This is a genomic window from Paenibacillus luteus (assembly GCF_006542765.1).
GTDB lineage: Bacteria > Bacillota > Bacilli > Paenibacillales > Paenibacillaceae > Pristimantibacillus > Pristimantibacillus luteus.
The window spans coordinates 95,739-119,076 of sequence record NZ_SKCD01000002.1; the positions used below are offsets into that span (position 1 = coordinate 95,739).

23 protein-coding genes are annotated in these 23,338 nt (G+C 46.3%); 5 read left to right on the forward strand and 18 right to left on the reverse strand.

From position 1 onward, the window contains the following. Nucleotides 1–71: 71 nt before the first annotated feature. The 7 genes from E0496_RS01310 to E0496_RS01340 form a co-directional block, all read right to left on the reverse strand. A complete protein-coding gene (locus E0496_RS01310) occupies nt 72–668 on the reverse strand; it encodes an ABC transporter ATP-binding protein (RefSeq protein ID WP_141499828.1) in 597 nt (198 codons plus the stop codon). Continuing rightward, nucleotides 658–1,581, reverse strand: a complete 924-nt coding sequence (locus E0496_RS01315) for an oligopeptide/dipeptide ABC transporter ATP-binding protein (RefSeq protein WP_141499829.1) — start codon at nt 1,579–1,581, stop codon at nt 658–660. Before E0496_RS01315 ends, E0496_RS01310 begins: the two co-directional genes overlap by 11 nt. 38 nt (nt 1,582–1,619) lie before the next feature. After that, nucleotides 1,620–2,480, reverse strand: a complete 861-nt coding sequence (locus tag E0496_RS01320) for an ABC transporter permease (protein ID WP_141499830.1) — start codon at nt 2,478–2,480, stop codon at nt 1,620–1,622. Continuing rightward, nucleotides 2,477–3,472 carry an ABC transporter permease gene (locus E0496_RS01325; RefSeq protein ID WP_141499831.1) on the reverse strand — a complete coding sequence of 332 codons (996 nt, stop codon included), beginning with the start codon at nt 3,470–3,472 and terminating at the stop codon, nt 2,477–2,479. The genes E0496_RS01320 and E0496_RS01325 overlap by 4 nt, the downstream gene beginning before the upstream one ends. A gap of 21 nt (nt 3,473–3,493) precedes the next feature. Further along, the gene (locus E0496_RS01330) at nt 3,494–5,095 is read right to left on the reverse strand and encodes an ABC transporter substrate-binding protein (protein WP_421922990.1); all 1,602 of its coding nucleotides are present in this window, start codon (nt 5,093–5,095) and stop codon (nt 3,494–3,496) included. 273 nt (nt 5,096–5,368) lie between these two features. Beyond that, nucleotides 5,369–5,818, reverse strand: coding sequence for a nickel-responsive transcriptional regulator NikR (gene nikR / locus E0496_RS01335; protein ID WP_141499833.1), 450 nt, complete (start codon nt 5,816–5,818; stop codon nt 5,369–5,371). Between the two features lie 113 nt (nt 5,819–5,931). Further along, on the reverse strand, nt 5,932–6,264 hold the full coding sequence (locus tag E0496_RS01340; RefSeq protein ID WP_241674502.1) for a Dabb family protein: 333 nt from the start codon (nt 6,262–6,264) through the stop codon (nt 5,932–5,934). A gap of 103 nt (nt 6,265–6,367) precedes the next feature. Here E0496_RS01340 and E0496_RS01345 point away from each other — a divergent pair, with 103 nt between their 5' ends. Further along, nucleotides 6,368–6,682, forward strand: coding sequence for a hypothetical protein (locus E0496_RS01345; RefSeq protein ID WP_141499834.1), 315 nt, complete (start codon nt 6,368–6,370; stop codon nt 6,680–6,682). Here the strand turns inward: E0496_RS01345 and E0496_RS01350 are convergent. Beyond that, nucleotides 6,651–7,016, reverse strand: a complete 366-nt coding sequence (locus tag E0496_RS01350; RefSeq protein ID WP_141499835.1) for a uroporphyrinogen-III synthase — start codon at nt 7,014–7,016, stop codon at nt 6,651–6,653. The two genes, E0496_RS01345 and E0496_RS01350, sit on opposite strands and share 32 nt — an antisense overlap. A 238-nt stretch (nt 7,017–7,254) precedes the next feature. Between E0496_RS01350 and pdxR the strand changes: the two genes are divergently transcribed. Both pdxR and E0496_RS35475 read left to right on the forward strand, forming a co-directional pair. After that, entirely contained in the window at nt 7,255–8,685 is a 1,431-nt protein-coding gene (pdxR, locus tag E0496_RS01355; protein WP_141499836.1) for a MocR-like pyridoxine biosynthesis transcription factor PdxR, read from the forward strand. Nucleotides 8,686–8,710: 25 nt separating this feature from the next. After that, nucleotides 8,711–8,848 (forward strand): hypothetical protein, encoded by a 138-nt coding sequence (locus E0496_RS35475; RefSeq protein WP_161601274.1) that lies wholly within the window; start codon nt 8,711–8,713, stop codon nt 8,846–8,848. Nucleotides 8,849–9,018: 170 nt separating this feature from the next. On the opposite strand, the gene E0496_RS01360 is transcribed toward E0496_RS35475, so the two are convergent. The 3 genes from E0496_RS01360 to E0496_RS01370 form a co-directional block, all read right to left on the reverse strand. After that, nucleotides 9,019–9,531 carry a hypothetical protein gene (locus E0496_RS01360; protein WP_141499837.1) on the reverse strand — a complete coding sequence of 171 codons (513 nt, stop codon included), beginning with the start codon at nt 9,529–9,531 and terminating at the stop codon, nt 9,019–9,021. A gap of 107 nt (nt 9,532–9,638) precedes the next feature. Then, on the reverse strand, nt 9,639–10,085 hold the full coding sequence (locus E0496_RS01365; RefSeq protein ID WP_241674493.1) for a hypothetical protein: 447 nt from the start codon (nt 10,083–10,085) through the stop codon (nt 9,639–9,641). A gap of 440 nt (nt 10,086–10,525) precedes the next feature. Further along, nucleotides 10,526–11,047 (reverse strand): TetR/AcrR family transcriptional regulator, encoded by a 522-nt coding sequence (locus E0496_RS01370; protein WP_141499838.1) that lies wholly within the window; start codon nt 11,045–11,047, stop codon nt 10,526–10,528. Nucleotides 11,048–11,198: 151 nt separating this feature from the next. On the opposite strand from E0496_RS01370, the gene E0496_RS01375 reads away from it, so the two are divergent. Together E0496_RS01375 and E0496_RS01380 are read left to right on the forward strand one after the other, a co-directional pair. Then, nucleotides 11,199–11,951 (forward strand): SDR family oxidoreductase, encoded by a 753-nt coding sequence (locus E0496_RS01375; RefSeq protein WP_141499839.1) that lies wholly within the window; start codon nt 11,199–11,201, stop codon nt 11,949–11,951. Nucleotides 11,952–12,044: 93 nt separating this feature from the next. Next, nucleotides 12,045–12,284 carry a hypothetical protein gene (locus E0496_RS01380; protein ID WP_141499840.1) on the forward strand — a complete coding sequence of 80 codons (240 nt, stop codon included), beginning with the start codon at nt 12,045–12,047 and terminating at the stop codon, nt 12,282–12,284. A gap of 212 nt (nt 12,285–12,496) precedes the next feature. Here E0496_RS01380 and lacZ read toward each other — a convergent pair whose 3' ends face one another. From lacZ to E0496_RS01415, 7 genes are all read right to left on the reverse strand, one after another. Continuing rightward, nucleotides 12,497–15,529 carry a beta-galactosidase, LacZ type gene (lacZ, locus tag E0496_RS01385; protein ID WP_141499841.1) on the reverse strand — a complete coding sequence of 1,011 codons (3,033 nt, stop codon included), beginning with the start codon at nt 15,527–15,529 and terminating at the stop codon, nt 12,497–12,499. 77 nt (nt 15,530–15,606) lie between these two features. Then, the gene (locus E0496_RS01390; protein ID WP_141499842.1) at nt 15,607–16,431 is read right to left on the reverse strand and encodes a carbohydrate ABC transporter permease; all 825 of its coding nucleotides are present in this window, start codon (nt 16,429–16,431) and stop codon (nt 15,607–15,609) included. After that, nucleotides 16,424–17,263, reverse strand: coding sequence for a carbohydrate ABC transporter permease (locus tag E0496_RS01395; protein ID WP_141499918.1), 840 nt, complete (start codon nt 17,261–17,263; stop codon nt 16,424–16,426). Before E0496_RS01395 ends, E0496_RS01390 begins: the two co-directional genes overlap by 8 nt. 190 nt (nt 17,264–17,453) lie before the next feature. Further along, a complete protein-coding gene (locus tag E0496_RS01400; protein WP_141499843.1) occupies nt 17,454–18,749 on the reverse strand; it encodes an ABC transporter substrate-binding protein in 1,296 nt (431 codons plus the stop codon). Nucleotides 18,750–18,934: 185 nt separating this feature from the next. Next, on the reverse strand, nt 18,935–20,710 hold the full coding sequence (locus E0496_RS01405) for a sensor histidine kinase (protein WP_141499844.1): 1,776 nt from the start codon (nt 20,708–20,710) through the stop codon (nt 18,935–18,937). Nucleotides 20,711–20,713: 3 nt separating this feature from the next. Then, nucleotides 20,714–22,288: a response regulator transcription factor gene (locus tag E0496_RS01410; RefSeq protein ID WP_338325809.1), complete on the reverse strand. Its 1,575-nt coding sequence runs from the start codon at nt 22,286–22,288 to the stop codon at nt 20,714–20,716. 53 nt (nt 22,289–22,341) lie between these two features. After that, entirely contained in the window at nt 22,342–23,247 is a 906-nt protein-coding gene (locus E0496_RS01415) for an ArsR/SmtB family transcription factor (protein ID WP_141499845.1), read from the reverse strand. Nucleotides 23,248–23,338: the final 91 nt, after the last annotated feature.

The following is a 23,338-nucleotide window of genomic DNA, read 5'->3' on the forward strand; positions in this document are numbered from 1 at the left end:
CAGCTGCCGCCACCGGGTTGTTCATCAAGCTTGATGAAGATTTAGTAAGGAATGCTGACCATTGTTCTTTCTTAAGCAAAATTCACGGTTCGTTCGCAAATTTTGTTCACCAACGCATGGTCATGGCTAATGACGAGCAGACCAATTTGCCGCGTATGAACGATATCTAGCACCGTATGCCAAATTTGTGCCTGAGTAATGGCATCCAGCATCGTCGTCATTTCGTCCGCGATTAAAAATTTCGTGTCCGGTCCGAGCGCCCTCGCGATGCAGCAGCGCTGAAGCTCGCCACCCGACAGTTCATTCGGGTACCTTTGCAGCCAATGCTTCTGTATGCCAAGCGCTTCAAGAAGCGCTTCGTCGGGTGTCCAGCCTTCTGTCACTGTCTTGGATAAGCGCCACCTCGGATTAACCGCCCGCTCAGGATGCTGAAAGATCATCTGAACGGGATGATAGCTGCCCTTGTGCTGATTATCACCGCTTAAAATGACCGTACCCGTGATTGGCTTCATGTAACCTGCCAAAAGGCGGCCAAGCGATGTTTTGCCGCTTCCGCTAGGACCGACTAGTCCGACGACTTCTCCAGAATGTAGTGCTATCGAGAAATCATTAAACAGCCAAGCTCCATCCGCATATCGCCATCCCAGCTGACTTCCTTCAAGTCGCATGCAAGCACCTCACCATTCCCCCGCGAACCTCACGCGAATCTGGCCGTTTGGCTTTGCACTCCTCCGCATAGGAGCTGCAGCGGGCAGCGAAGAGGCAGCCTTGCACATCCGAGCTTCTTGCCGGCTGCGTGCCTGTGATCGGCTCAAAGCTATTTTGCGGCAGTGCGCGCCATAGCGCCTTGGTGTAGGGATGCCTAAGCCGTTCACCTTGCCCCTGGAAATCTTCTGCTGCTGCAAGCTCAATAGCCTCTCCCGCATAAAACACGGCTACTTTATCCGCAATCTGCAAGGCAGCCTCTATATCATGCGTGATGAACAACACGGCGCAGCCGCCTTCTGCCAGCTGCTTGAAGCGTCCTAATGCCTCAGCTACATCATCGGGATGCATGCCAGGTGTGGGCTCGTCCGCAATAATGAGCCTTGTTCTGCCTAGTGCAGCGGTGGACACAAGCACCTTGCGCGCCATCCCGCCAGAGAGCTGGAACGGAAACATCCGCGCTACATGCTTGCCCAACTGAAAGCGCTCAAACAGGCTTTCACGCTCCTTATCCTGAACTTCGCCATCCGCTCTAGTATGCAGCTGCTTGCCTACTCGCATTAACGGGTCCAGAAAGCTAACCGATTGAGGCACAAGCGCGATTTCCCGGCCACGATGCCGCTGGAGCAGCTTCTCATCGAGCAGCTCTCCGCCATACGAGATACTCCCGGTTGTCTCCACATTTTTGGGTAAAATACCCATAATGGCATGGGCGAGCAAGCTTTTTCCAGAGCCGCTCGCTCCGACAACCGCTACAATCTCGCCTTCGTTAATGGCAAAGTCCAGCTCCTCAACAACCGTAATCCTTTGCTGTACGCTGCCATTCACGTACTGAACGAAGGAAATCGATAATTTATTCACCTCGAGAAGAGGCATAGCTCCTCCTCCTTCCCATGCTATCGTTGTATCGTTGCTTATAAATGTGCGTTCCGCGGATCAACTAGCTGCCGCAAATAATGGCCAAGCTTATCGAATGCTCGAACCGTTGCCAGTAAACCGAGGCCTGGAAAGACAGCAAGCCACCACATGCCCGTCGATAAATACCGCATCGATTCCGAAAGAATGATGCCAATCGCCGGTTGATGGGGCGACATGCCAAGACCAAGAAAGGTGACCGCTGCCTCGTGCAATACCGCATGCGGAAAGAGCAGCAGAAAACCAACCAACAGCTGCGGAAGCAAATGAGGAGCAAGATGACGGGTGGCCACCCAATAGCTGGACCTACCCAGCTTCCTCGATACAAGCACGTATTCCGCCGACATGAGCTGGAGAGCCTCGGCACGTATGAGCCTTGCCAAGCTTGGCCAATGCGTCAGCATAATGCCTATGGCCACTCCCTTCAAGCCGCCTCCGCATACAAAGGCAATCAGAATCAGCATAACGAGATGTGGGACGCTTAGAAAAACATCGATCAGCCAAGTGATGATGCGGTCAGCCGTCTTCCCAAGCGTAGCAGCCATGAGCCCCATAACCGCTGCGATAATCACGCTGCATGCTGCACCGAGCATGCCAACTTGAATGCTCAATGCAAGACCCTTCACCGTACGCGAGAGCATATCCCTCCCTAGCCAATCAGTACCGAACAAGTGAGCAAGCGACGGTGGCAGGTTCCTGTTGTCAAGCTGTACGGAGAGCCCTGCTGAGCCAAGCAGCCAGCTCCCAATCCCAATGGCAACGAGGAGCAGACCCGCTCCTGTTGCGGAGACATAAGCCCGCTTCCTTACGTTCCATCCGTTTCTGGTCTTCCCTTGTTGAACTGCCGCAAGCTGACTCATGCCCTCTCCTCCTTCCGGTACCGCAGCCTGGGATCTACCATGCGGTAAAAGTAATCAGCCAGCGCGTTTCCTGTAAAGACAAACAGCGTGCTGCATAAAACGAGCCCCATCAGCAGCGGCACATCGCCTCGAAGCCCAGCTTCTACGGTCGCTTGCCCAAGACCAGGGTACGAGAATACCTGCTCAGCGAGGACTGCGCCGCCAAACAGCTCCCCGAAGGACGCAAATTGAAGCGTAATCGCAGGCAAAGCAATATTTCGCAAGCCATGCCTCAGCAGTAAGCCAATTCCTCTTTCCCCTCTTGCCTTAGCAAACAAAATAAAATCGCTATCCATCACATCGATAAGCTTCTGACGGGTATGCAGCGCGATAGGCGCAATGCCTACGACGCTAAGCGTTAGAACGGGCATGACCATATGGCGGAGCCGATCAGCCCAAGTTACATTTTCAGCTAGCACGCCTGCCGGAACACCCATCCCAACCGGAAGCCAGCCGAGCCATACCGCAAAAACCATCATAAGCAGCAAACCAATCCAAAAGGAAGGCGTAGAGGCAAGCGTGTAACAATAGCTTTTGATTAGTCGGTCCAACCATGAATCTTTCCGCAAAGCCGCCGCTACTCCCGCAATAAAGCCAATGGCGCCAGAGAGCAGCCAAGCGAAAGCCATGAGCAACGCGGAATGCATAAACCGTTCAGCAATGACATGGGTTACAGGCTCGCGGTAAATCATAGACGTCCCCATATCCCCTTGAAGCAAGGCTGCTGCCCATTTCATAAAACGCTCCAGAAACGGCCGGTCAAGTCCCCAGTAAGCTGCAATTTCCTGTCGCTGTTCCGCACCGACACGCATGACATCCGCACCGATATAAGATTGTACAGGATCAATCGGCGACATCGCGACGAGCGCAAATGTAATGATGCTGACCGAAGCCAGCAGCGCGGCCAAGCGAATGAGCTTTTTGCCCGCAAATACCATGATGCCATTGAGCATACGATAACCTCTTCCCGCTCGTTACTCTTTCCAAATCCAGCTCTCAATGTTGTCCGTTACCGGCCATCCGTGACCATGCGGTTGAATACGCTGTTTTCCGATGCTTAGCCCATTCTTGATCAAGTAAAGATGATCAATATTCACAAGCCACGCCCAAGGCGCATCGCCCTTAACACTAAGACCTGTCTGTCCGTCCCATTGCGCTTTCTTCCAATAAGAGAGGGATTCTTCCTCTGTGCGAGCCTCCAGCGCCTGCTCGAACAGCTTATCCACGGTCGGATTGCTGTAAAATCCAGTATTATAATAATCAACACCGCCGAAGGCACTGCTGTAAAGATTGAACATTTCAAGCGGATCATGGCTGCCCCACCCTAATAGGATCGCATTGGCATGCATCAGCTTTTCAATTTCATCCCAGCTCTTGCCTTCCACCTGGATATGGATGCCGATGGCTTGTACCATATCTGCAGCAGCCAGTGCCAGTGATTGGCGCGTCACGTCTCCAGAAGGATAAATCAGCGTAAATTCCGCTTTTAAACCTTCTTTTTCCACGATTCCGTCCTTATCGCTATCCGACCAGCCGCCAGCTTCCAAAATTTTTGCCGCAGCCCCAGCGTCATGATCTGGAATGACCGTCTCTTCGTTCCACCACGGGAGTCCATCGTTCGCTGTATAAGCCGGCGAGCCATGCCCTTCTAAAATACCATCCACCAGTTGCTGGCGATTGATCACCGTATTAATCGCCTTACGGATGGCCACATCTGCGGTTACGTCGTTGCCGATGGGGTAACCTTCTTCGGTCTTGCCACCCGCTTTGACGTAAGGAAAAGCAATTCCTCGGTTATCGACGCTCTTTACCGCCTCAAGACCCATGCCAGTCACGCTTTGGTTACTGAAGGCAGATGGAATATAAGCAACATCGACGCTGCCTGCTTTTGCAGCTGCAAAAGCGGCATCCTCATTCAAAAATAAGAACGTGAGCTTATGGAAGTAGGGCTTTTTGCCATAGTAGTTTTCATTCGATTCTACGATAAGCTGTTGACCCCGGTCCCATTGCACAAATTGATAAGGACCTGATCCGATCGGATGCTCGGAATAGCTGCTGTTGTAGGCGTGCTTAGGTACGATTCCCGTGGTAATAAGGTAATAAACGAAAGTAGATTGCGGCTTGTTGAGCTGAAAGACCACTTCGTTATCTGCTATTTCTACACTCGCTAAGTTCGTAAGGTCGATTGACGCCCCACTTGCCGCAGCCGTATCAAAAGTAAATTTGACATCCTCAGCCGTTAGCGGCTTGCCATCGGAGAACGTAACATCGTTCCGAAGCGAAACCGTCCATGTCTTGCCGTCTTCGCTTATGTCGTAGCCCGTTGCCAGATCGTTCACAATCTTCAAATCATCATCACGTTTAAGCAATGTGCTCTGAAACAATGGTGAACCATAGCGGCCCCAGCCTTTGATTGGATCGAAACCCGTATCAGGCTCCGCGCCTATCGCCACTACTAGCTCATCCGATTTTTCCGATTGGCTTGACGGTTCGGATTCCGGGTTTACTGTACTGCACCCGGATACGAGCAGCACGAATACCAATGCGTACGTTATCCTTTTTAAAATTCCTATCAAAATAGTCCACCCCATTAATGCGTTAAGTTTAGTGACACGAATATGGGATATTGTAACACGATTTTAGAAGAATATCATCATTTTTTCTCTAAAAATTCTAATAAAAGACAATAAAAAAGAGACTTTCTCACATGATCGAAAGCAATCAAGCAGAAAGTCTCTTGTATCGAGGCGTTGGTATCTATGTATGCGTCTGTGCGAACGTAAGAACACTGGTGTACTTACAAAAATTCAAATAAACGTAGTGAGCGCCAACATTAATTCGTTTATCCACTAGTTATGATTATGTTCTTTAGCAGGGTCATGTTTGTCTGCATAGGTGACGGAAAGCTCAGCATAAATGACCCCTTTCTGCGTCTGGATCTGCTGATGGAGGGAGCGAAGACGGGACAGCTCTCCCCTAACCACAATTACTTCCAGACATTGGTCGTGATTCAAATGAACATGCATATTCGAAATAATATCATGGTGAAAACGATGCTGAACCTCCATGAGAACGATCGGAAGATCGCTTACGTGATGATCATATACGAGGACGATCGTGCCAGCTACATACTCTTGTCCATTCATCCGAGCAGGCTCCAGCAAGGCTCTGCGGGCCAAGTCACGAATCGCCTCCGAGCGATTCGTATAACCTTGCTCATCAAGATAACGGTCAAACTGATCGATTAACGGTGCCGGGAAAGATACTCCGAAACGAACCAGCTCATCTTTTTCTGCCATAAGCTCACCCTGCCTGTATCTTTTATTATCTGATTGATTCATCAAAAAAGCCACGCAGATATGTACACGCTCGGTTATCTGCTAATAATCTCCACATTAACACTCACCTACGACTATTGCTTCCCGGAGATTGGGTAATCGATGACAATGACATTCTCGATAAGTCCATCCAGCATGCTCACAAAGCGTTGATGAGCCGGATGAGGTCCATAAGCCAGCAACGATTGCTGATCAGTGAAAGTTACTCGCAAACCTAATGTATATCCTTGGATATTCCCTGTTTCCGTCGTTTCGTTACGGCCAGCCGTCAGCTCTACAATGCCCGAAATCGCGGTTGGAAGATCATAAAGTGCATCTAGCAGCTCTTTTTCCTTGCTTGCGGTCAGCGCTTCTTTAAATTTAAATGATACCAAATGCTCTACCATTATAGCCAAATCTCCCCTCATTCTGTTCAAGTCTCATTTCTCCCTATCATATCATGGACAATGATCATCGTGTTATAATGACTGCAATTATAGTGAAACTTCGACCGCAAGGAGACAAGTAACCATGAACATCCAAGTAGAGCAAGCTCTAGGAACCGTATTGAAAAATTGGAGAGCGATGACCGTCGCGGACATGGATGAAGCGGAGGGCTCTGCCGATCAATTTGAAGCTTCTTTTTATAGCTTTATTGATACGGTTCGAGAGTGGGCCACTGCGGAGCTAAAACCATTTCCTCAGACCATTGAGCAATTTCTCGCGCTGCCGCCTATCCTTTCCATTATGGATAAGCTTCCAGCACCGCTTCATATTAATTTTGAGACGGAGGCTGAACTAATCATTGACAACATTATTCGAGTCGATGATGAGAAATACGATTAGTATACTTCTTGAGAAAAGCCGTCGTTTTATATCCCCTTGTTGCTATTTGCGCTTGTGACAACGCTGCCAGAAGCGGTTCCTGCAACCCTAGTGCCTCTGACGATTGAACCATCCGCTCAGCCCCTAATCCCGTGGTCAAAATAACCCAATCCGCGCCTTCAGCAGCACATTTCCATAAAGGCTCCGCTTTGAAATTTTCATTAACAACCGTTAAGCCTTGCAAAGACCGCACTCGCGGCAGCCCTCCTTGTTTCTCCATGATCATGCTCATTTCTTGTGTTTTTTGTGAACCGGCGATAACGATCCTTTTTCCGCTTAAGGCTGATTTCCTCATAGGATGTGCACTCCATCCGTTAATGATAATGGATTAATGATAGTTGCCCGGTTATCATTTGTGACCCTCCAATCCTGCTAGCATTAAACCATCCATTCGCAGCAAAATCTGTGTCCCCTTCAAAATTGGAGGGGCAATCATACTTCCAATTGGATCTGTACATCTTATACAATATCCGTTACGGTTAATAAAGAAATCAAACACAGTATTCATCATTCGCAGAGGGTGTCGGTAGGCTATGTGGAAACCAGATCGTTCAGCTCAAACTCCCCTATACCAGCAAATAGTCGACCATATTGAGCGTGCGATCTCCTATGCGGAGCTGCCCCCGGGAAGTTCACTTCCCTCCGAGCGCAAAATGGCAGAGCAGCTTGGTGTCAATCGGAGCACCATCATCCAAGCCTATGAGGAGCTGCGCGCTTCTGGACTCGTGGAGAGTGTCGTTGGCAGCGGTACTCGCGTTAGCTTAACCAAATGGGGTATATCGCCCACCCACACCCCAAATTGGCGCCAATATACAGAAGGCGGAACATTTTTGCCGAATCTTCCGCTCATGAGGCGCATCCGGGAAGTTACGCTGAACAGCCCTACGGTCATTAATATGGCAAGCGGAGAGCTATCGTCCGATTTATTTCCCAATGGGACGGTAAGCAGCATTTTACGTGAGCAGCCCTTTCATGAGCATCTGGGCTATGATGACCCTCAGGGCTTCGAACCATTAAGAAAATCGCTCGTTCATATGCTAAAGCAACATAACGGTATCCAAACCACGGAATCAGCGATGCTCATTACATCCGGTTCACAGCAGTCCTTGTATTTGATTACGCAATGCCTGCTCTCTCCAGGCGATGCGGTTGCTATTGAAGACCCCTCTTACAGCTACTCCTTGCCAATGTTCCAATCTGCCGGGTTGCGGATTTACCGCCTTCCTGTTTACGAGGATGGCATTGATCCCGATGATATTACGGATTTGTACCGAAAACACCGTATTCGCATGGTGTTCTTGAATCCTAACTATCAGAATCCAACCGGAACCACGCTGAGCGTAGCAAAAAGAAAAAAGCTGCTGAACATTGCTGCCGAGCTGCGCGTGCCTATTGTAGAGGATGATCCTTTCAGCCTCACTGCTTTTGACGGAAACGTTCCACTCCCTCTGAAAGCAATAGATGCGGACGGAATCGTGCTCTATATCGGGTCACTGTCCAAAATAGCCGCCTCCGGCCTGCGGATTGGCTGGATGGTCGCCCCGCAATCCGTGATCGAGCGGCTAACCGATGCCCGGCAGCAAATGGATTTTGGCTTAAGCATTATGTCGCAATGGGTAGCGGAGCGGCTGCTGACGTCTAGGCAGTTCGAGCCGCATCTTGCACAATTGCGTCACTCCTTATTTCAGAAGCAGCAAATAATGGTCCAAACCTTGCAGGAAGTGCTTCAGGAGAAAGTCACCTTCGTCCCTCCGCTCGGCGGCCTGAATCTATGGTGCAAAATTAATCAACGCATCGATGATGGCAAACTGCTGGAGGAAGCGATAAAACGAGGCGTAACTTTCGTGCCCGGCAGCGTCTATGGTTCAGAGCCCGGGTATGTTCGACTCAGCTATGCAAAGCCGCATTTAGAGGAGATTCGGCCAGGCATCCTGGCTTTCTCGGAAGCTTTGAAGCAGCTTTGATTATTTGGGGAAGGAGGCTACTACGATGACTTATATTATTATCTTAAGCGCGTTGTTCTTTGGAGGTATTATCTACATTATGATGGCTGGCGCAGGCATTATTAGAGACGATGAGCATATTCAGGATCAATATTTGAAGCAGTTAAATGATACGCAATCCTAAAATGGAACATGATGAACTCCGATAGGGATTAGGAATATCTTAAATCTTTCAATAAAAATAAGTTGTAAGATGAATAGCTAAGCAGCAGACTCGTTAGTAAAACAACTCCGTCTACTGCTTAGCTTTCCTACTAGCATGGCTATACCACTTTACCCCATTGAAGTTTGCGATCATTGTTTTCTTTGATTTACCTTCGCTATTAAGGTTAAGCGTAATTTTTCAAAATCAATATTGGAGAATGTGGAAACGACGATACTTACAGAGTAGTTCCTGCCCAGCATTCGATCTGTAGCTTCAAAAAAAGACAGCTTTCCGTGTTCGATAGCTCCGATCCCCAACCTAGTAACGCCACTTTCCGAATAAAACTCAATCTGATTAATGGTACCCAAATCAATACGTTTGCGACCGAATAACCACTTGTATTCAAGGTATTCATCATTAATAATGAGGTATGGTTTCTTAAAGAAGGCTAGCGCAAGCCAACCGTATAAGATAAAGATCATAAACACACTAAAAATAAGGTTTAGAATGAATTTTTCACTATCATCACCCGGAATCAGAATGAAACCTAACAACAAGGTTACCGAAAATCCAAATAAGAGATGGAATGACCATTTCAGATTGGCCTGTTTATGTAGCGGCAAAGAGTATAAGTCATTTTTCTCGGTTATTAAATCTTCCATTGGACTTCTCCACCCTCTTTTAACGGTCGCATTTTTCCTTTTTAGAACTAGATTTCAAATATTCCATTGCGAAAAAGAGTAATCCTGCGATATAGAATGAGTGCATGCTATATATTTTCATCTATGTTATAGGTTATCATAGGTCCTTTGTTTTTTGGTGTCCAGCCCCGGAACAGAGCTTCCTCAATGATCAACGATATTTCTGATGGCTTAATGAGCTTCAAATTTAAATCTTCTACATAAGGAAACTCCACCCAAAATTCGTTGATTTCTGATTTTATGTACAATCTAATTTTTTGTCCCTTAACCTCTTCATGTTCTATAGTAAGGGCTAGTAGACCTTTTGCTGCTGGGGAGATAACATAGGTGTATCTTTCCTCTCCCACCGTGATCTCCCTTGAGCTTTTTTTATTCATAGTCACTTTATCACCGCCTGTTTTATCATAATTCTTAGAAATAGGATTGTACATCACAGATTGTTGTAAAAGATAACTTGTCAGATGATTAGAACATGAGTTGATGTTTGGAGAAAATAAAGTATTAGACTGCTTCATAAAAGAAACAGCGGCAAACGAAGACTTGAAAAATAAAGTCTTAGATTGCCGCTGTTGTTATTCAACTAACGTACCCGTTCAATGACCAAGCTTCTCTCTGTGATACGGTTCAGCGCGCTGTCTGTAACGACAAGTTTTAGGGCCATCCATCTGCGTCAAGTATCTTTTTTAATTTCGCCTTGTTCAATTCACTCGTAAACGTTAGCGTAAGTAGGCCGCCAATCAAGCTAGCAGCCTTCTCATGATTACACAAAATTATTAATTCGTTAACGATCTATTTCTGATTTTCAATTATGACTATTGACGATTCAATGATCGAATTCTTGGATAATTTGTTCTGCATTTTCGTATTCAGGTTGTAGTTCAGCCTGCAGATTCTTCACTTGCACTGGACCAGTGCTCAGGTTCACTCCAACTTTCTTTCAAGGATGTGACTGTATCTAACCCTCAATCCCCGGCTCGATAAGCTTCCAGACCGCTTCAAACTCTGCTTTGAAATCCATACGCATCCAATTGTCTGCATAAGCTGGCGCTGAGAAATAAGAAAATGCCATTAAGATGGCGTACAGTCGCTCAACTTCCTCAATGCCGCTCGCGGCCTTTAAGCTGTCCACCAAATCGCCGATGTGCCGAGCGACGACCGCCGGATTTTGATCGATATAGGCTGTATACAGCTTAAACATTTCAGGCTCACGTACATAAGCATCATATTTCGATCCACTTAATACCCATAACCATTCATGTACGACGTCCTTCTTAGATGAGCACTTGTCCTTATCAAATGGAAAAAGCCTCGCCAGTTCACAGTCCAGCCACGACAACGCAAGCTCGGTCCATAACTCTTCCTTGCCTGTAAAATACTTATAGATCGCAGCATGAGAAGTCCCCAACTGAGAGCCGACCTTTGACAGATTGACTTTTTCCATCCCTTGTTCGACAACCATTCGATGTGCGGTTTCCATTATTAGTTCTCTGCTTAAATTTTTCATAATTTTATTATACCTTTAGACGCCACGGGTTACAACTATTGACTCTTGTAACTTGCCGTAGTATGCTTAGGTCGTTCACATGTTACAAATTTAAAAAAATGTAACTAAAAAAGGAGAATTAGTCATGAAGCTTTTAAATCATACAATTGTCGTTACAGGCGGCACTTCTGGCATCGGTCTTGCATTCGCTTTAAACTTGTTGAATCGCGGCAATAAAGTAATCGTCATTGGACGAAATCAAGCAACCCTTGATCAAGTGACGCACAAACATACAGGGCTCATCGGGCTGCGAGGCGACGTATCCAACGCGAACTCCGTTCGCGAAATGGCAGCTATACTTCGTGACCGCTACCCTGAAGTTTCGATCCTGTTCAACTCTGCAGGTATTATGCGCGCATTCGAATTGCTGGACGATAACCTCGATTTGGAGCGGACTACCGCAGAGGTGGAAACGAATTTAAACGGGACTATCTGGATGACGGAAGCGCTGCTCCCGCAATTGGCAAGACAAAATGAAGCTATGATCGTAACCGTAAGCTCTGGTCTTTCCTACGTCACTTCACCCCTGCATCCCGTTTATTCTGCTACAAAGGCAGGCGTGCATATGTTTACCGACGCGCTTCGAATCCAACTCAGGAAATCGAAAACAAACATACACGTGATGGAGCTTGTCCCCCCCCTCGTTGCAGAAACCAATCTGCTCCCTGACATGCAAAACGGCGGCATTCCCAGTATGAGTTTGAATACACTCGTAAAGCTCGGGATCCATGGGATGGAGCAAAACAAAACGAGGGTCGTTCCGGGCTTCTCCAAAATATTGCGCATTGCGGGAAAATACTTTCCGGACATTCTTTCAAATCTGATGGCGCGGGGCTGAAGGGTTTATTTATAGTTCAATTTCCTGCTGTTCAAACAAGTAAAATAAATCGCTTCCATGAAGCCATAATCATCCCTTAGGGAGTTTGTATCTATGAAAATGACGCTGTGGATTGTAGCCTTTGGCTGGATTATTATTTCGGGTGTAATGATTTTTATAATAGATGTGCTTTCCCAGTATGTAAGAGGCAAACGCGCTCCCAGTACGGAGACCACCTATTATTATGGAATGAATACTGCATTCGCATTGGGGGAAATTTTAGTTGGTTTGTTCGGCCTGATCCTTGTCCTACAGGCACCCAAACTGATGGACCAATGGCCAATCTCAGTCTAATACTTTATTTTCAGTCTAACACTTTATTTTCTTCTGACAGTTGAATGAAAAAACGGAATTTTGTCCCGTTATCATAATCATTTCGAAACACTTAGAACTTATATACAAAAATGCACCAAAAAAAGAAGCAGAGGCTATCCTCTGCTTCTTTCGTATGCTGCTGTTCCTTTAACTGCTCTCGCCCTTACTACAGTCCGAGCACTCGCTTTCGCTTACAAGCGTGCAATATTGAACTCAAACGCTAGCGTCTGATTGGCGGGAATGAGATATTCGCCGTGGACTGGAGCGCCCCAACTGTCGTCGCCGCCGACGCCCATTTGTCTGCCCGCTACCGTTACGACAGTGTAATGCACGTTCGGAAGCTCATAGTGGTGATTTGCGCTTTCCAGCTCAAATGCCGTATATGGAGAAATATTGCACTCGACTGGCTGCGTTGCAGGAGCCGAGATCCGAATGCCCTGCGCATAATCGTTGCTAATGCTCACGCGGCGAACTCCGGTACGGTTTCCGGACTCCTGCGGAACGACATATCCCGATACGTTATCGGCTGCATCATTTTGGAATTCACCAAGTCTCGCCCCAAACGCACGATCAATATAGTTCTCGTTTGGCCCCATCGCATACCAATCCAAATGGTGATAATCCGCTGGTACCTTGAACGATAATGCAAAAATCGGAAGCTTCGGAAGGTCTTCTGCCCCTTCATAGCGCACTTTCACATTTAAGCTGCCATCTGCAAACACGGTATAAGCAGCCGTGACGAGAACTTCTGCGCTAATGCTCAGCTTATAACTGAACGTGACTGTTGCGCTCCCCTCTTGTTTGGTTAACTCAACGGAAACACATTTGCGCGTCAAGCTAGCTGCAAACCAAGCGCCTGAATCAAATCCGAGAGCGAAACCTTTATCATTGTCTGTCGTCGCCCGCCAGAACAGCGGAGCCGGAGGAATCGCAATCATTTCGCGTCCGGAGTAATTCACAGATGTCAGCGTTCCTGCTTGCTTCGAGAACATGATGCTGAAATCACGGCCATGTACGCCGATATTAACGTCACCTTCAACTACTCTTACATCGCCCTCAGGCTGAACAGCCGCACTGGTTTCCTCTACTAGGAATACATGCTGACCGAACGAAATCTCATGGCCGGCATCTGCCCATAGGGTAGCTTCCTTCAGGTTCAATGACACATGCAGCGCGAACTCACCAGACTCTGTAACAGTTGGAAGCTCAAACGACACGTAAGCTTCACTTTGTGCAGCTACAGCAGCCTTCAGTGATTTCTTGAAAATCTCGCGTCCTTCATGATGAAGCTTAACGACCAAGTCATAAGCATCCGTACCTTCAAACAAATTCTCGTTAATCACTTTTACGCCAGTACGATCAGGAATCAGCTTAATGTTTTGGTAAAGGAATTTAACCTCCTGCATTTTCGGAGATTCCTTGCGGTCTGCATAAACGATTCCGTTCGTACAGAAATTGTAATCGGTCGCTCTATCGTCGAAATCGCCGCCATACGCCAAAAACTCTTTGCCGTAACGGTCTTTCTTCACGATGACCTGATCAATATAATCCCAAATGAAGCCGCCTTGGTACATCGCGTATTTCTGTTCCAGCTCCGTATACTTGTGCATGCCCCCAACCGAGTTCCCCATCGCATGCATATATTCGCAGCTGATGTAAGGCTTTTGCGGGTTCTCATTCAAATATTGCTCGATATCGGCCGGCTTTGCATACATGCGGCTCTCCATATCGCTTGTCGCATCATAGGTCCGGTTATGGAATACACCCTCGTAATGAACAAGTCTGCTTGGATCTGTCTCCCGGAAATAATTCGATACATTAAGCAGCACTTCACCAGCATAGGCTTCATTGCCGACAGACCAGATCAGAATCGATGGATGGTTTTTGTCCCGTTCTACCATTGAAATCGCACGATCCATGACGATCGGCTGCCATTCCGGCTTGTTCTCAGGGATGTTCCAGGATGGCTCAACCGCGCCCATCTTCTGCCATGAGCCATGGGTTTCAAGGTTCATTTCGTCAATGACATAGACACCGTAAATATCACACAGCTCGTACCAAAGTGATTGATTCGGATAATGAGAGGTTCTCACCGCATTCAAATTATTGCGTTTGATTGTGCGGATATCCCACAGCATATCTTCCTTCGTAATCGATCGACCTCTGCGGCTGTTGAATTCATGACGGTTCACGCCTTTGAACACAATGCGCTTGCCATTGATATGCATAACTTTATCGATCATTTCGAAGGACCGGAATCCTACTCTTTGAGGGACCGCTTCAACCACATGGCCCTCTTGATCATAAAGCGTAACATAAAGCATATACAGGTAAGGCTTCTCTGCACTCCACGGCGTTACTGTCCCTGCATTTACGGATAAAGAATAATGGTCACTGCCATCCGGCACTGCGGCAGTCTCAGCGATCGTCAAGCCAGCAGCGTCCTTAAGCTCCAGCTTGATGCTCGATGGCTTAGCGCCAGAGAGCTTCAAATCTACGCCGAGCGTCCCCTTCGTGTAAGAGGAGTCAAGCTCGGCATGTACAAACAGGTCCCGCACATGGCTGCTAGGAACCGTATATAAGTATACATCGCGGAAGATTCCTGAAAAACGCCAAAAATCCTGATCCTCCAGCCAGCTGCCTGTGCTCCGTTGATAGACTTCAACGGCAAGCTTATTTTCCCCCTCTACCAAATAAGGGGTCAAGTCGAATTCAGAAGGCGTAAAGCTGTCTTCGCTGTAGCCGACAAATGTTCCGTTTAACCATAAATAAAAGGCAGATTCTACACCTTGGAAAGAGATATAGACTGGCTTGCCCTGCATTTGTGCAGGTGCTTGAAAATATTTCACATAGCTTCCGACTGGATTATGATCCTCCGGAATAGCTGGCGGACGAATATCATTATGACCGTCCCATGGATACATGGTGTTTACGTATTGAGGCTTGCCAAAGCCCTGCAGTTGAATATGACCAGGTACTTCAATGTTATTCCAGCCATCAACCGGGTGCTCTACCTCGTAAAAGTGTTTTGGCCGGTCAGCTGGTTTAACGGAATAGTTGAATTTCCAACTTCCGTTCAGTGAATGACGAAGCGACATTGGCGCTTCTGCCACAGCTCCATCGATTGATTCGTAATAACGGTGATCAGAGTGTGCCGGCAGCCGGTTCACGGCAAATACGCTTACATCGGTAAGCCAGCTAATAGTAGGCTTCATTTCATTCATTGCATTTTCCCCTTAAAGTTATTTAAAAGTCAGGCGGCTGCACTACATGTGCACAGCCACCTGACTCTTTTCCATGCTTATTTGACTGAACCTGTCATTCCCGCTACAAAATGCTTCTGCATTAGGAAAAAGACAAGTGCAGTTGGGATTGTCGAAATGACGATCGCTGTCATGATGATACCATAATCTGGCGTGTAGCTCGACCCCAAATTGGATATGAGCATAGGAATCGTTCTTTTCTCCGGTGATTGCAGCACGATGAGCGGCCACAGATAGTTATTCCAGCTCGACATAAAGGTAATGATGCCGGCTGCGGCATATGTGGTCTTCATCGTAGGCATGAAAATCCGGAAAAACAGATTAATCTCATTCAAACCGTCGATACGCCCTGCTTCCAGCAGCTCACGCGGAAACATCTTCGTATTTTGACGGAAGAAGAAAATAAGAAAAGCGGTCGTAAACGTTGGCAGCACAACACCCGAAAGTGTATCCAGCCCGATAAACGGGATGGCTTGCGAAATACCTGCAAACATTTGGTACAACGGCACCATGATTGCTGCGAACGGAATCATCATGGACAGAAGCAAAATAGTGAAAACTACATCCTTTGCTTTGCTACGGTAAATTTCAAACCCATAACCAGCAAGCGAAGCAATAACCATCGCAAGGATCGTAGTGGTGACTGAAATTTTAGCCGAGTTCAGCAAGGCAGGAACGATGTCCACTGTGCTAAACAAATTATTAAGATTTTCCAACAGCTGACTGCCTGGCAGCAGCCTTCCTTTGGTTACGTCAGCCGATTTATTGGTGGCGCTGATTATCATCCAAAGAAATGGGAAGATGGATATGAACGCAGCGACGCTTAGAAATATATAAACGAATACCCGTTTTAGTTTATCCATTTTTATCACCTGCCGCTTTAAACTGAATAAATGCCAATATGATGATCATAATCACGATAGAATAAGAAACGGTTGCTGCATAACCGAAATCCGCTGAATATTTGAACGAAAGGTTGTAAATATATTGAGAAATGGACATGGATGCATTACCCGGTCCACCCTTAGTGATATTGACGACCTCGTCGAACAACTGCAAGGTACCAATCGTAGAGGTAATGGAAGTAAACAAAATGATTGGTTTCAGCAGCGGGATGGTAATGCCAAAAAATTGTCTCGTGGACGAGGCGCCGTCAATTTTTGCGGCTTCGTAGATCGAGTGATCAATATTTTGAAGCGCAGACAAGTAGAAGATCATGTTGTAGCCTGTCCAGCGCCATGTGATTGCAATAATAACCGTCACCTTTGCCCAAAACGGATCTGTAATCCACTGAATCGGTGTACCGATCAGATGAAGATTGGTTAGCATTTTGTTAACCAGACCTTCGGTAGCAAACAGGTATTTGAAAATAACTGAATACGCTACAAGCGAGGTAACAGCCGGCAGGAAGATTGCCGTACGGAAAAACCCTTTGAATTTCAATTTGCTGTCATTAAGCAATACAGAGATAAACATAGCCAAAACAATCATGACTGGCACTTGGATAATTAAGTAAATAAACGTATTTTTAACTGCAGTTAGAAACGTCTTATCGCTAAACAAACGAACGTAGTTATCAATGCCGACATACGATAAATTCATGCCCTTGCCGGATTTGAATGATAGCAAGAGCGCTTGGATCATCGGATAAAAATAGAACGCCGCAATCAAAACGACTGCCAATATGACGAACATCCACCCGGTAATGTTAGCTCTTCTGCGAATATTCACGCCAGGCCTCGCTGCTTTCACGTTAGCCTAACCCCTTTCTTTACGGAAATAAAACCTCGCAGACTTCTCCAGCCCCCGCCCCCGTCCAACATATACGCTTGGGTACAAGAGAAGGAGAAGCCCCAGGTTTTATTTAATTGCCGTATGGTGTAATTTATTTTACTTGTGTTTCTGCTTGCGATTGAGCGTCGTTTAGAACCTTATCAATATCTTTGCCGCCCATGTAATTTTGCATCTCAACAACTAGGATATCTTCAATCGCATACGTGTGCATGCCGTAGTTAACGCTTGGAATTTGCTCCGTCCATTTCGCGAAGTCCTGAATCACGTTTTGACCGCCGAAAAACTCATCCGCTTGCTTATAAGCATCGCCAGCCGCTGCCGCTTTCAGTGTGCCAATCGCGCCAATTTCCGTTACAAGCTTTTGGTATAGATCAACGTCTGAACCAAAAGTTGCCTTCAAGAATTCTGCTGCTGCTTCTTTGCCATCTACATTCATGACATACCATGAGCTGCCGCCTAGGTTGGAAGCATGAACGGAGTTCGGGTTGCCGCCAAGTTTAGGGAAAGGAACAACCGCCCACTTGCCGGATTGTGATGCTTCCGCTTTTACTGAAGCTGTAATCCAGTTGCCTGTAGGAACTGATGCTACTTCGCCACTGTTGAATGCACCTACGAATTGGCTCCAATCCGAAGTTACTTTCACGATATCAGCATTCATTAGCTCTTTGTACGTTTCAAATGCTTCCTTCAGAGCTGCATTACCTGAAAGATTTGGCGTTGTGCCGTCTTCTTTCAAATACCATGAGCCTGCGGATTGAATCATCATCCGGATAAGACCTAGATCGTTAGGATCTTGGGTTAGAAGTGATTTTCCGGTTTTGGCTTTCACTTCTTTACCGATTTCGATAAGTTTCTTCCAGTCGATATCCTGCAGGTCAGCCACTTTAAAACCTGCTTGCTCCAAATAGTCGCTTCTTACATAAAGACCAGCAACACCGGAATCGAAAGGTACGCCGTATTGTTTGCCGTCAAAGCTTGTAGGCCCGATTTTGTAATCGGCAAAGTCGCTAGGCGTAATGAAATCATTTAAAGCAAAAAATGCATCCGGGTACGCTTGCAGGAAGCTTTGCGCACGGTAATCTTCAATCAATACGATTGTCGGCAAGCTTTTAGTTGTACCCGCATTCAAGCCTGCGTTCAGTTTTTGAATAATATCAGCCTGTGCGTTCTCCACGATGTTGACTTTAAGATCAGGATTTTTTGTTTTATAGGCTTCGCTTGCACGTTCCATGGCACCAACGTTAAACGCTTTGTCCCACGCCCATACTGTGATTTCTTTCGTGCCTGTAGCAGGTGTTTCACCGTTATTTGGTGCATTGTTTTCTTTGCTCGAACATGCCGTAAGAAGCACAAAGCTTGCGAGCACAACAGCTAGTAATTTCTTCACATTATTCAACCCCTTTTTGATAACTGAAAGCTATTTCTGAAAGCGTTTGCCGGCTAACGATATTCATTATAGCAATTCGTTAAAATGACTCGTTAGCAATATATTTGTGTGGATTTGTCATTCTATTGTTACCTTTCCAGAGGTTATTATGTAATTAGAAATTAATTTGTTTATTGGTACTTTTTTTAGGTCTTATGGAGGGGTAGCCTTATTTTCACCCTGGTACCTTGACCTATATCACTGACGATCGAGACGCCAAAATCTTCTCCGTACAGCAAAGCGATCCGATCATGCACATTACGGATGCCAATTCCTGAGAAAAAATGACTAGTACTTATGGAGCTGTGGACCGGATTTTCATGGTCATAACCTTCCATACCTACCCCATTGTCCACGACTTCGCAAACGAGTGCCTGTTCCTCCCGCGAGATAAGCACATAAATATGGCCATCACTGCGCTCTTGGAAAGCGTGAAAAAACGCATTTTCGATAAATGGCTGGATAATAAGCTTTGGAATATGATAGCCGTAACAATCGTCTGCGACAAAATAATTGACGACGATCTGCTCGCCATAGCGCACATGGTTAATGAATACATAGTTTTTTAAATTAACGAGCTCTTGCGCCACACTGATGGTCTCGCTAATATTGCTGACCGTATTTTGCAGCAGAGAAATCAAGGAGTTAATCGTAGCGGCAGCCTTCTCCTTGTTCCCCTGTTGAACCAAAATTTTGATGGATGCAAGCGTATTGTATAGAAAATGAGGATTGATTTGCATTTGCAAAGCGGATAGCTCTGCGTTGCGTTGATCCTTCTGCGTCTGAATCAGCTTCTTGATGTAATCATTCAGTTCATCAAGCATATAGTTGTAAGCCCGGCCAAGTTCCTTAATCTCATAGCTCCCGGAAACCTCGATATAATTGTCAAAATGATTCGTCGTAATGCCCGACATTTGTCTAGCAAGCATCGTTAATGATTTAGTCAACCTTCTGGATATAAGAAAAACAATGATAAGAGCCACAAAAACAATCGCAATGCTGATCAAAGCAATCATTTTAAAATCTACGATTCCTTTAAGCACTTCCTGCTTATTGATCAGGTTAACCAGATAAAAGTCATACACCGGCAAATATTCAGATAACACAAGGCTGCTGCTTCCCAGTACCTTCACGTCCTTGAAGCTTAGCTTTTGCTGCTCGATCTCCTTGGCGTAGCTCAGCATTTCCTGTTCCTCTTGCCCGATTAAGTCATGGCGGTTGCTGGAGACGACCATGCCTTTGCGATCCAGAATCACAACATCATTGCCCTTGCTTGTAAAACTTGAATAAAATCCCTTAAAATCGCTTTCTTTGATCGCGAAATAAAGCACACCATATTGATTGCCGCTCGTTCTCTCCATTAAAGCTCTGGACGCAACAATAACCGGATCATCAACAGATGAACCGGGCACATTTTCAGTATCCAATTGATAGATCAGCTTCTTTGGCTGGATAAGGGTATTGACGGTCAGGATGCTATTTCTAAGCTTTTCGAGCGAGCTTGGCCAATAATAGCTGTCTGTAGAGTGAAATTTTTTATTTACGCCAGAGATGGTCATCGTAACCGGATAAGCGGCAACACTCGATTGAATCCGATCCATCTGTTGGCTAGCCAGATAGTAACTTTCTAAGGAAGAGACCGTGTCCATTTCCGGCTTCGTCAGAAAGCCTTTGATGGCTCCGTTTTGCATTACATTGTTCGACGCAGTCACAACTGAATAGTTAAAGGACTCGAAATTGGCCTGAATCTGGTTAATGATTTTGGAATTTGTAATGCTAAAGGTGTTCATGAACAGCCGCTCGGACATTTGTATCATAAAGATGGAGGTCAGGAGCGACACCGATATAATGCTAACCAGCGTAACCATAAACATTTTGATAAACAAGCCGTGGAATTTAAATTTGTCCAAAAAAGCTCTCATCTGCTAATCCCTCTTCTTGCCCATGTATTGTTTTCGATAATGACTTGGCGATAAACCCGTCAGCTTCTTAAATACCTTAGTGAAATAACTATGGTCCGAATACCCAACCATGCCGCTTATTTCCGAAATAGATGCGGAATCATGCCGCAATAGGTCCGCTGCCTTCTCAACCCTGATCCTGTTCAAATATTCACTAAACCCTTCTTTATTATGCGAGGTGAAATAACTCGACAGGTAAGAGGGGTTAAAATGAAAATGTTTGGCCAATTCCGTCAAACTAAGCGGCTCAGCATAATGCTCGCGTATAAAATGCAGCAGCTGCGTCATATTCGCGTTGCTCCCCGCAGTTCCCCTTTTCTGAATAACCTCATCGGCTTTCGCAATAAAGCTTTGGAGCTGCTTGATCGCGTCGCTGGCATGCATCGTTTCTCCAATGGATTTGAAGTAGGCATATTTCGCTTCTTCCAAATTTTTCACATCGGAGTCCTGGCGACCGAGTAAAATCGTAATGTTAAAAATAACATTGCCTAAAAAAGACTTAAATTCAAATACATCGGTGGAATAGCGCGAAGCCTTGGCATGCACATCAGCAAGCAGTTCGCTAAATGCTTCTTCGTACTGTCTTCGGTTCATCCGTTCAGTGAAGTCGTTCATATTGAACTGAACCGCTTCCTCTGCGATGGGCGGTAGCTCGCTTTGAAAAATTAAATGTTGGGATGGCGGTAGGAAGAAACGATAGGCATTCAGCTTAAGAAAGCCTTCTTTATAGCACGTTCCGAGTTGACTGAGCTCGGAGAATGGCTCACCAAGCATCCAAGCAAGCTCTGGCAGTTGCTCGCCTGTGCCCGCCGCAAGCTTGCGCGCGATGCCAATCATTCTATGCTGGTCACGGTTATCCAAATTAACGAGCATCACAGCCATGCTTGCTTCGATTGGCAGATGATAATAAGCTGCATTCGGCAATTCCGAAGCGATCTCTACTGTCATTTTGTCATGCCAATAGGCAGCTTCCTGTATCTCCCTGCCCCTACCTTGCAGTTGCTTCAAATCAACACCGATCAGTCGAAAGGCCGCATGCGGGAAAGCTTCATTAATGACGGAGCTGTTCGTCTCCGCCTCATAGCCTGAAATAAGCTTATCAAGCACGACTTTCACAGACATGCCGCCTTCCTCCTCTGTCTGTACAAGCTTTAAGGAAGGAATTTTACGCGCGGTCCGCTTTACGATATCCAGCAGTTGGAAGGCTTCCAGCTTTGGTTTTAAAATATAATCGGCAACGCCGCTTTGAAACGTGGATCTCACATAATCAAATTCACCGAAGCTGCTCAAAATAATAACCTCAATCTCGGGGAATCGCGCCTTTATCACACGAGTCAGCTCCTCGCCGCCCATGACGGGCATGACGATGTCCGTAATGACGATATGGGGCGCAACGCGATCAATCAGCTCCAGCGCTTCCTTGCCATTGGAAGCCTCACCCACGATTTGAAAACCTTCATGTTCCCAATTGAGCAGGTGCTTGATCCCCTGTCTCACTAATAGTTCATCATCTACGATAAGTACGCGACAAGAAATCAAAGTTCCTCAACCCCCACATTCAATATCCGTTTGCTTGTTAGTGTAGCAGCAAATCATTCCTTATAATAGCTGCGGATAACAATATCCTGATCATAATTGCCAAAGCCTTTCCCATACAGCGTCAGTCCCCCGCGTCCGCGCGATACATCCTCTGCGCTAATCCGGAACGTCCACTGCGAACGATCCCATGATACATCCTCTATGGTCAGCTCCGAAATTTGCTGCCCATCGACGAAGCTGCCGCTCTCATTAATGCGCAAAACCTTCATTAACCCATATTGGTTGACATCCGAGTGCCACCACTCCGGCGAGAGCCTGCCTCTAAAGCTGCCAAAGTCGCCAGGGCTTGTCCATATGCCCATGGATTTGTCATTAATCGTAAACTCAATATCCGAGGGCCAGTTTTCATTGATGTGAGGAGCTTCAGAGCCGATCTCAAGAGAAATCTCAATTTCATTCACCACTTGGTCCTTGAAAAGGTAATTCGGGATTTTATATTCGACAAAACCTCTTGCAAACCATAGAATGCCTGCCTGAACACGTTCCGGATCTAAAAAGTAAGTCGGGTTATCGTACTGCCCGATCATTTTGTCTTTTGTCGCTATGCCACAGGTTGGCGCAGCCTCAAAATCGGTGTAATGACCAACCGGAATCGAAACTTCCGTAAATTTTCTAGCTTCAGGCTTCGATTGTGATAAGCGGATTTGCAGATACTCTGTAGATAGCGAGCAATATTTATAGGTACCGCCATTCACTCTTCTCATGCGATAACCAACTAGCCCTGCCTTTTGAAGCTTGTTGACATGGGTGCTCACGATTGCACTGCTTAAATACAGCGTAGCGGCCAGTTCTTTAATATGCATCTCTTTTGTATATAATAAATCGATAATTTGCAAGCGTACTTCACTGGCTAATGCTTCATACACACGAAGCGACTGGGCGTCGGTCGTTAAATACATCGTTAATCTCCCATCTTTAGAATTAGCAATTTAGCTAATCCTATTCCATTTCAATTGCTGCGTATTGATTGTATTTCTATATTATGATAAA

Bases quoted from the DNA above. Each gene is read 5' to 3' on its own strand.
- E0496_RS01405 (WP_141499844.1), bottom strand. From the start codon at position 20,710: ATGAGAGCTTTTTTGGACAAATTTAAATTCCACGGCTTGTTTATCAAA.
- E0496_RS01340 (WP_241674502.1), bottom strand. From the start codon at position 6,264: ATGAGGGGAGATTTGGCTATAATGGTAGAGCATTTGGTATCATTTAAA.
- E0496_RS01370 (WP_141499838.1), bottom strand. From the start codon at position 11,047: ATGGAAACCGCACATCGAATGGTTGTCGAACAAGGGATGGAAAAAGTC.
- E0496_RS01345 (WP_141499834.1), top strand. From the start codon at position 6,368: ATGAACATCCAAGTAGAGCAAGCTCTAGGAACCGTATTGAAAAATTGG.
- E0496_RS01415 (WP_141499845.1), bottom strand. From the start codon at position 23,247: ATGTATTTAACGACCGACGCCCAGTCGCTTCGTGTGTATGAAGCATTA.
- E0496_RS01310 (WP_141499828.1), bottom strand. From the start codon at position 668: ATGCGACTTGAAGGAAGTCAGCTGGGATGGCGATATGCGGATGGAGCT.
- E0496_RS01315 (WP_141499829.1), bottom strand. From the start codon at position 1,581: ATGCCTCTTCTCGAGGTGAATAAATTATCGATTTCCTTCGTTCAGTAC.
- E0496_RS01395 (WP_141499918.1), bottom strand. From the start codon at position 17,263: ATGTTCGTCATATTGGCAGTCGTTTTGATTGCGGCGTTCTATTTTTAT.
- nikR (WP_141499833.1), bottom strand. From the start codon at position 5,818: ATGGCAGAAAAAGATGAGCTGGTTCGTTTCGGAGTATCTTTCCCGGCA.
- E0496_RS01360 (WP_141499837.1), bottom strand. From the start codon at position 9,531: ATGGAAGATTTAATAACCGAGAAAAATGACTTATACTCTTTGCCGCTA.
- E0496_RS01320 (WP_141499830.1), bottom strand. From the start codon at position 2,480: ATGAGTCAGCTTGCGGCAGTTCAACAAGGGAAGACCAGAAACGGATGG.
- pdxR (WP_141499836.1), top strand. From the start codon at position 7,255: ATGTGGAAACCAGATCGTTCAGCTCAAACTCCCCTATACCAGCAAATA.
- lacZ (WP_141499841.1), bottom strand. From the start codon at position 15,529: ATGAATGAAATGAAGCCTACTATTAGCTGGCTTACCGATGTAAGCGTA.
- E0496_RS01390 (WP_141499842.1), bottom strand. From the start codon at position 16,431: ATGGATAAACTAAAACGGGTATTCGTTTATATATTTCTAAGCGTCGCT.
- E0496_RS35475 (WP_161601274.1), top strand. From the start codon at position 8,711: ATGACTTATATTATTATCTTAAGCGCGTTGTTCTTTGGAGGTATTATC.
- E0496_RS01365 (WP_241674493.1), bottom strand. From the start codon at position 10,085: ATGAAGCAGTCTAATACTTTATTTTCTCCAAACATCAACTCATGTTCT.
- E0496_RS01380 (WP_141499840.1), top strand. From the start codon at position 12,045: ATGAAAATGACGCTGTGGATTGTAGCCTTTGGCTGGATTATTATTTCG.
- E0496_RS01325 (WP_141499831.1), bottom strand. From the start codon at position 3,472: ATGCTCAATGGCATCATGGTATTTGCGGGCAAAAAGCTCATTCGCTTG.
- E0496_RS01375 (WP_141499839.1), top strand. From the start codon at position 11,199: ATGAAGCTTTTAAATCATACAATTGTCGTTACAGGCGGCACTTCTGGC.
- E0496_RS01350 (WP_141499835.1), bottom strand. From the start codon at position 7,016: ATGAGGAAATCAGCCTTAAGCGGAAAAAGGATCGTTATCGCCGGTTCA.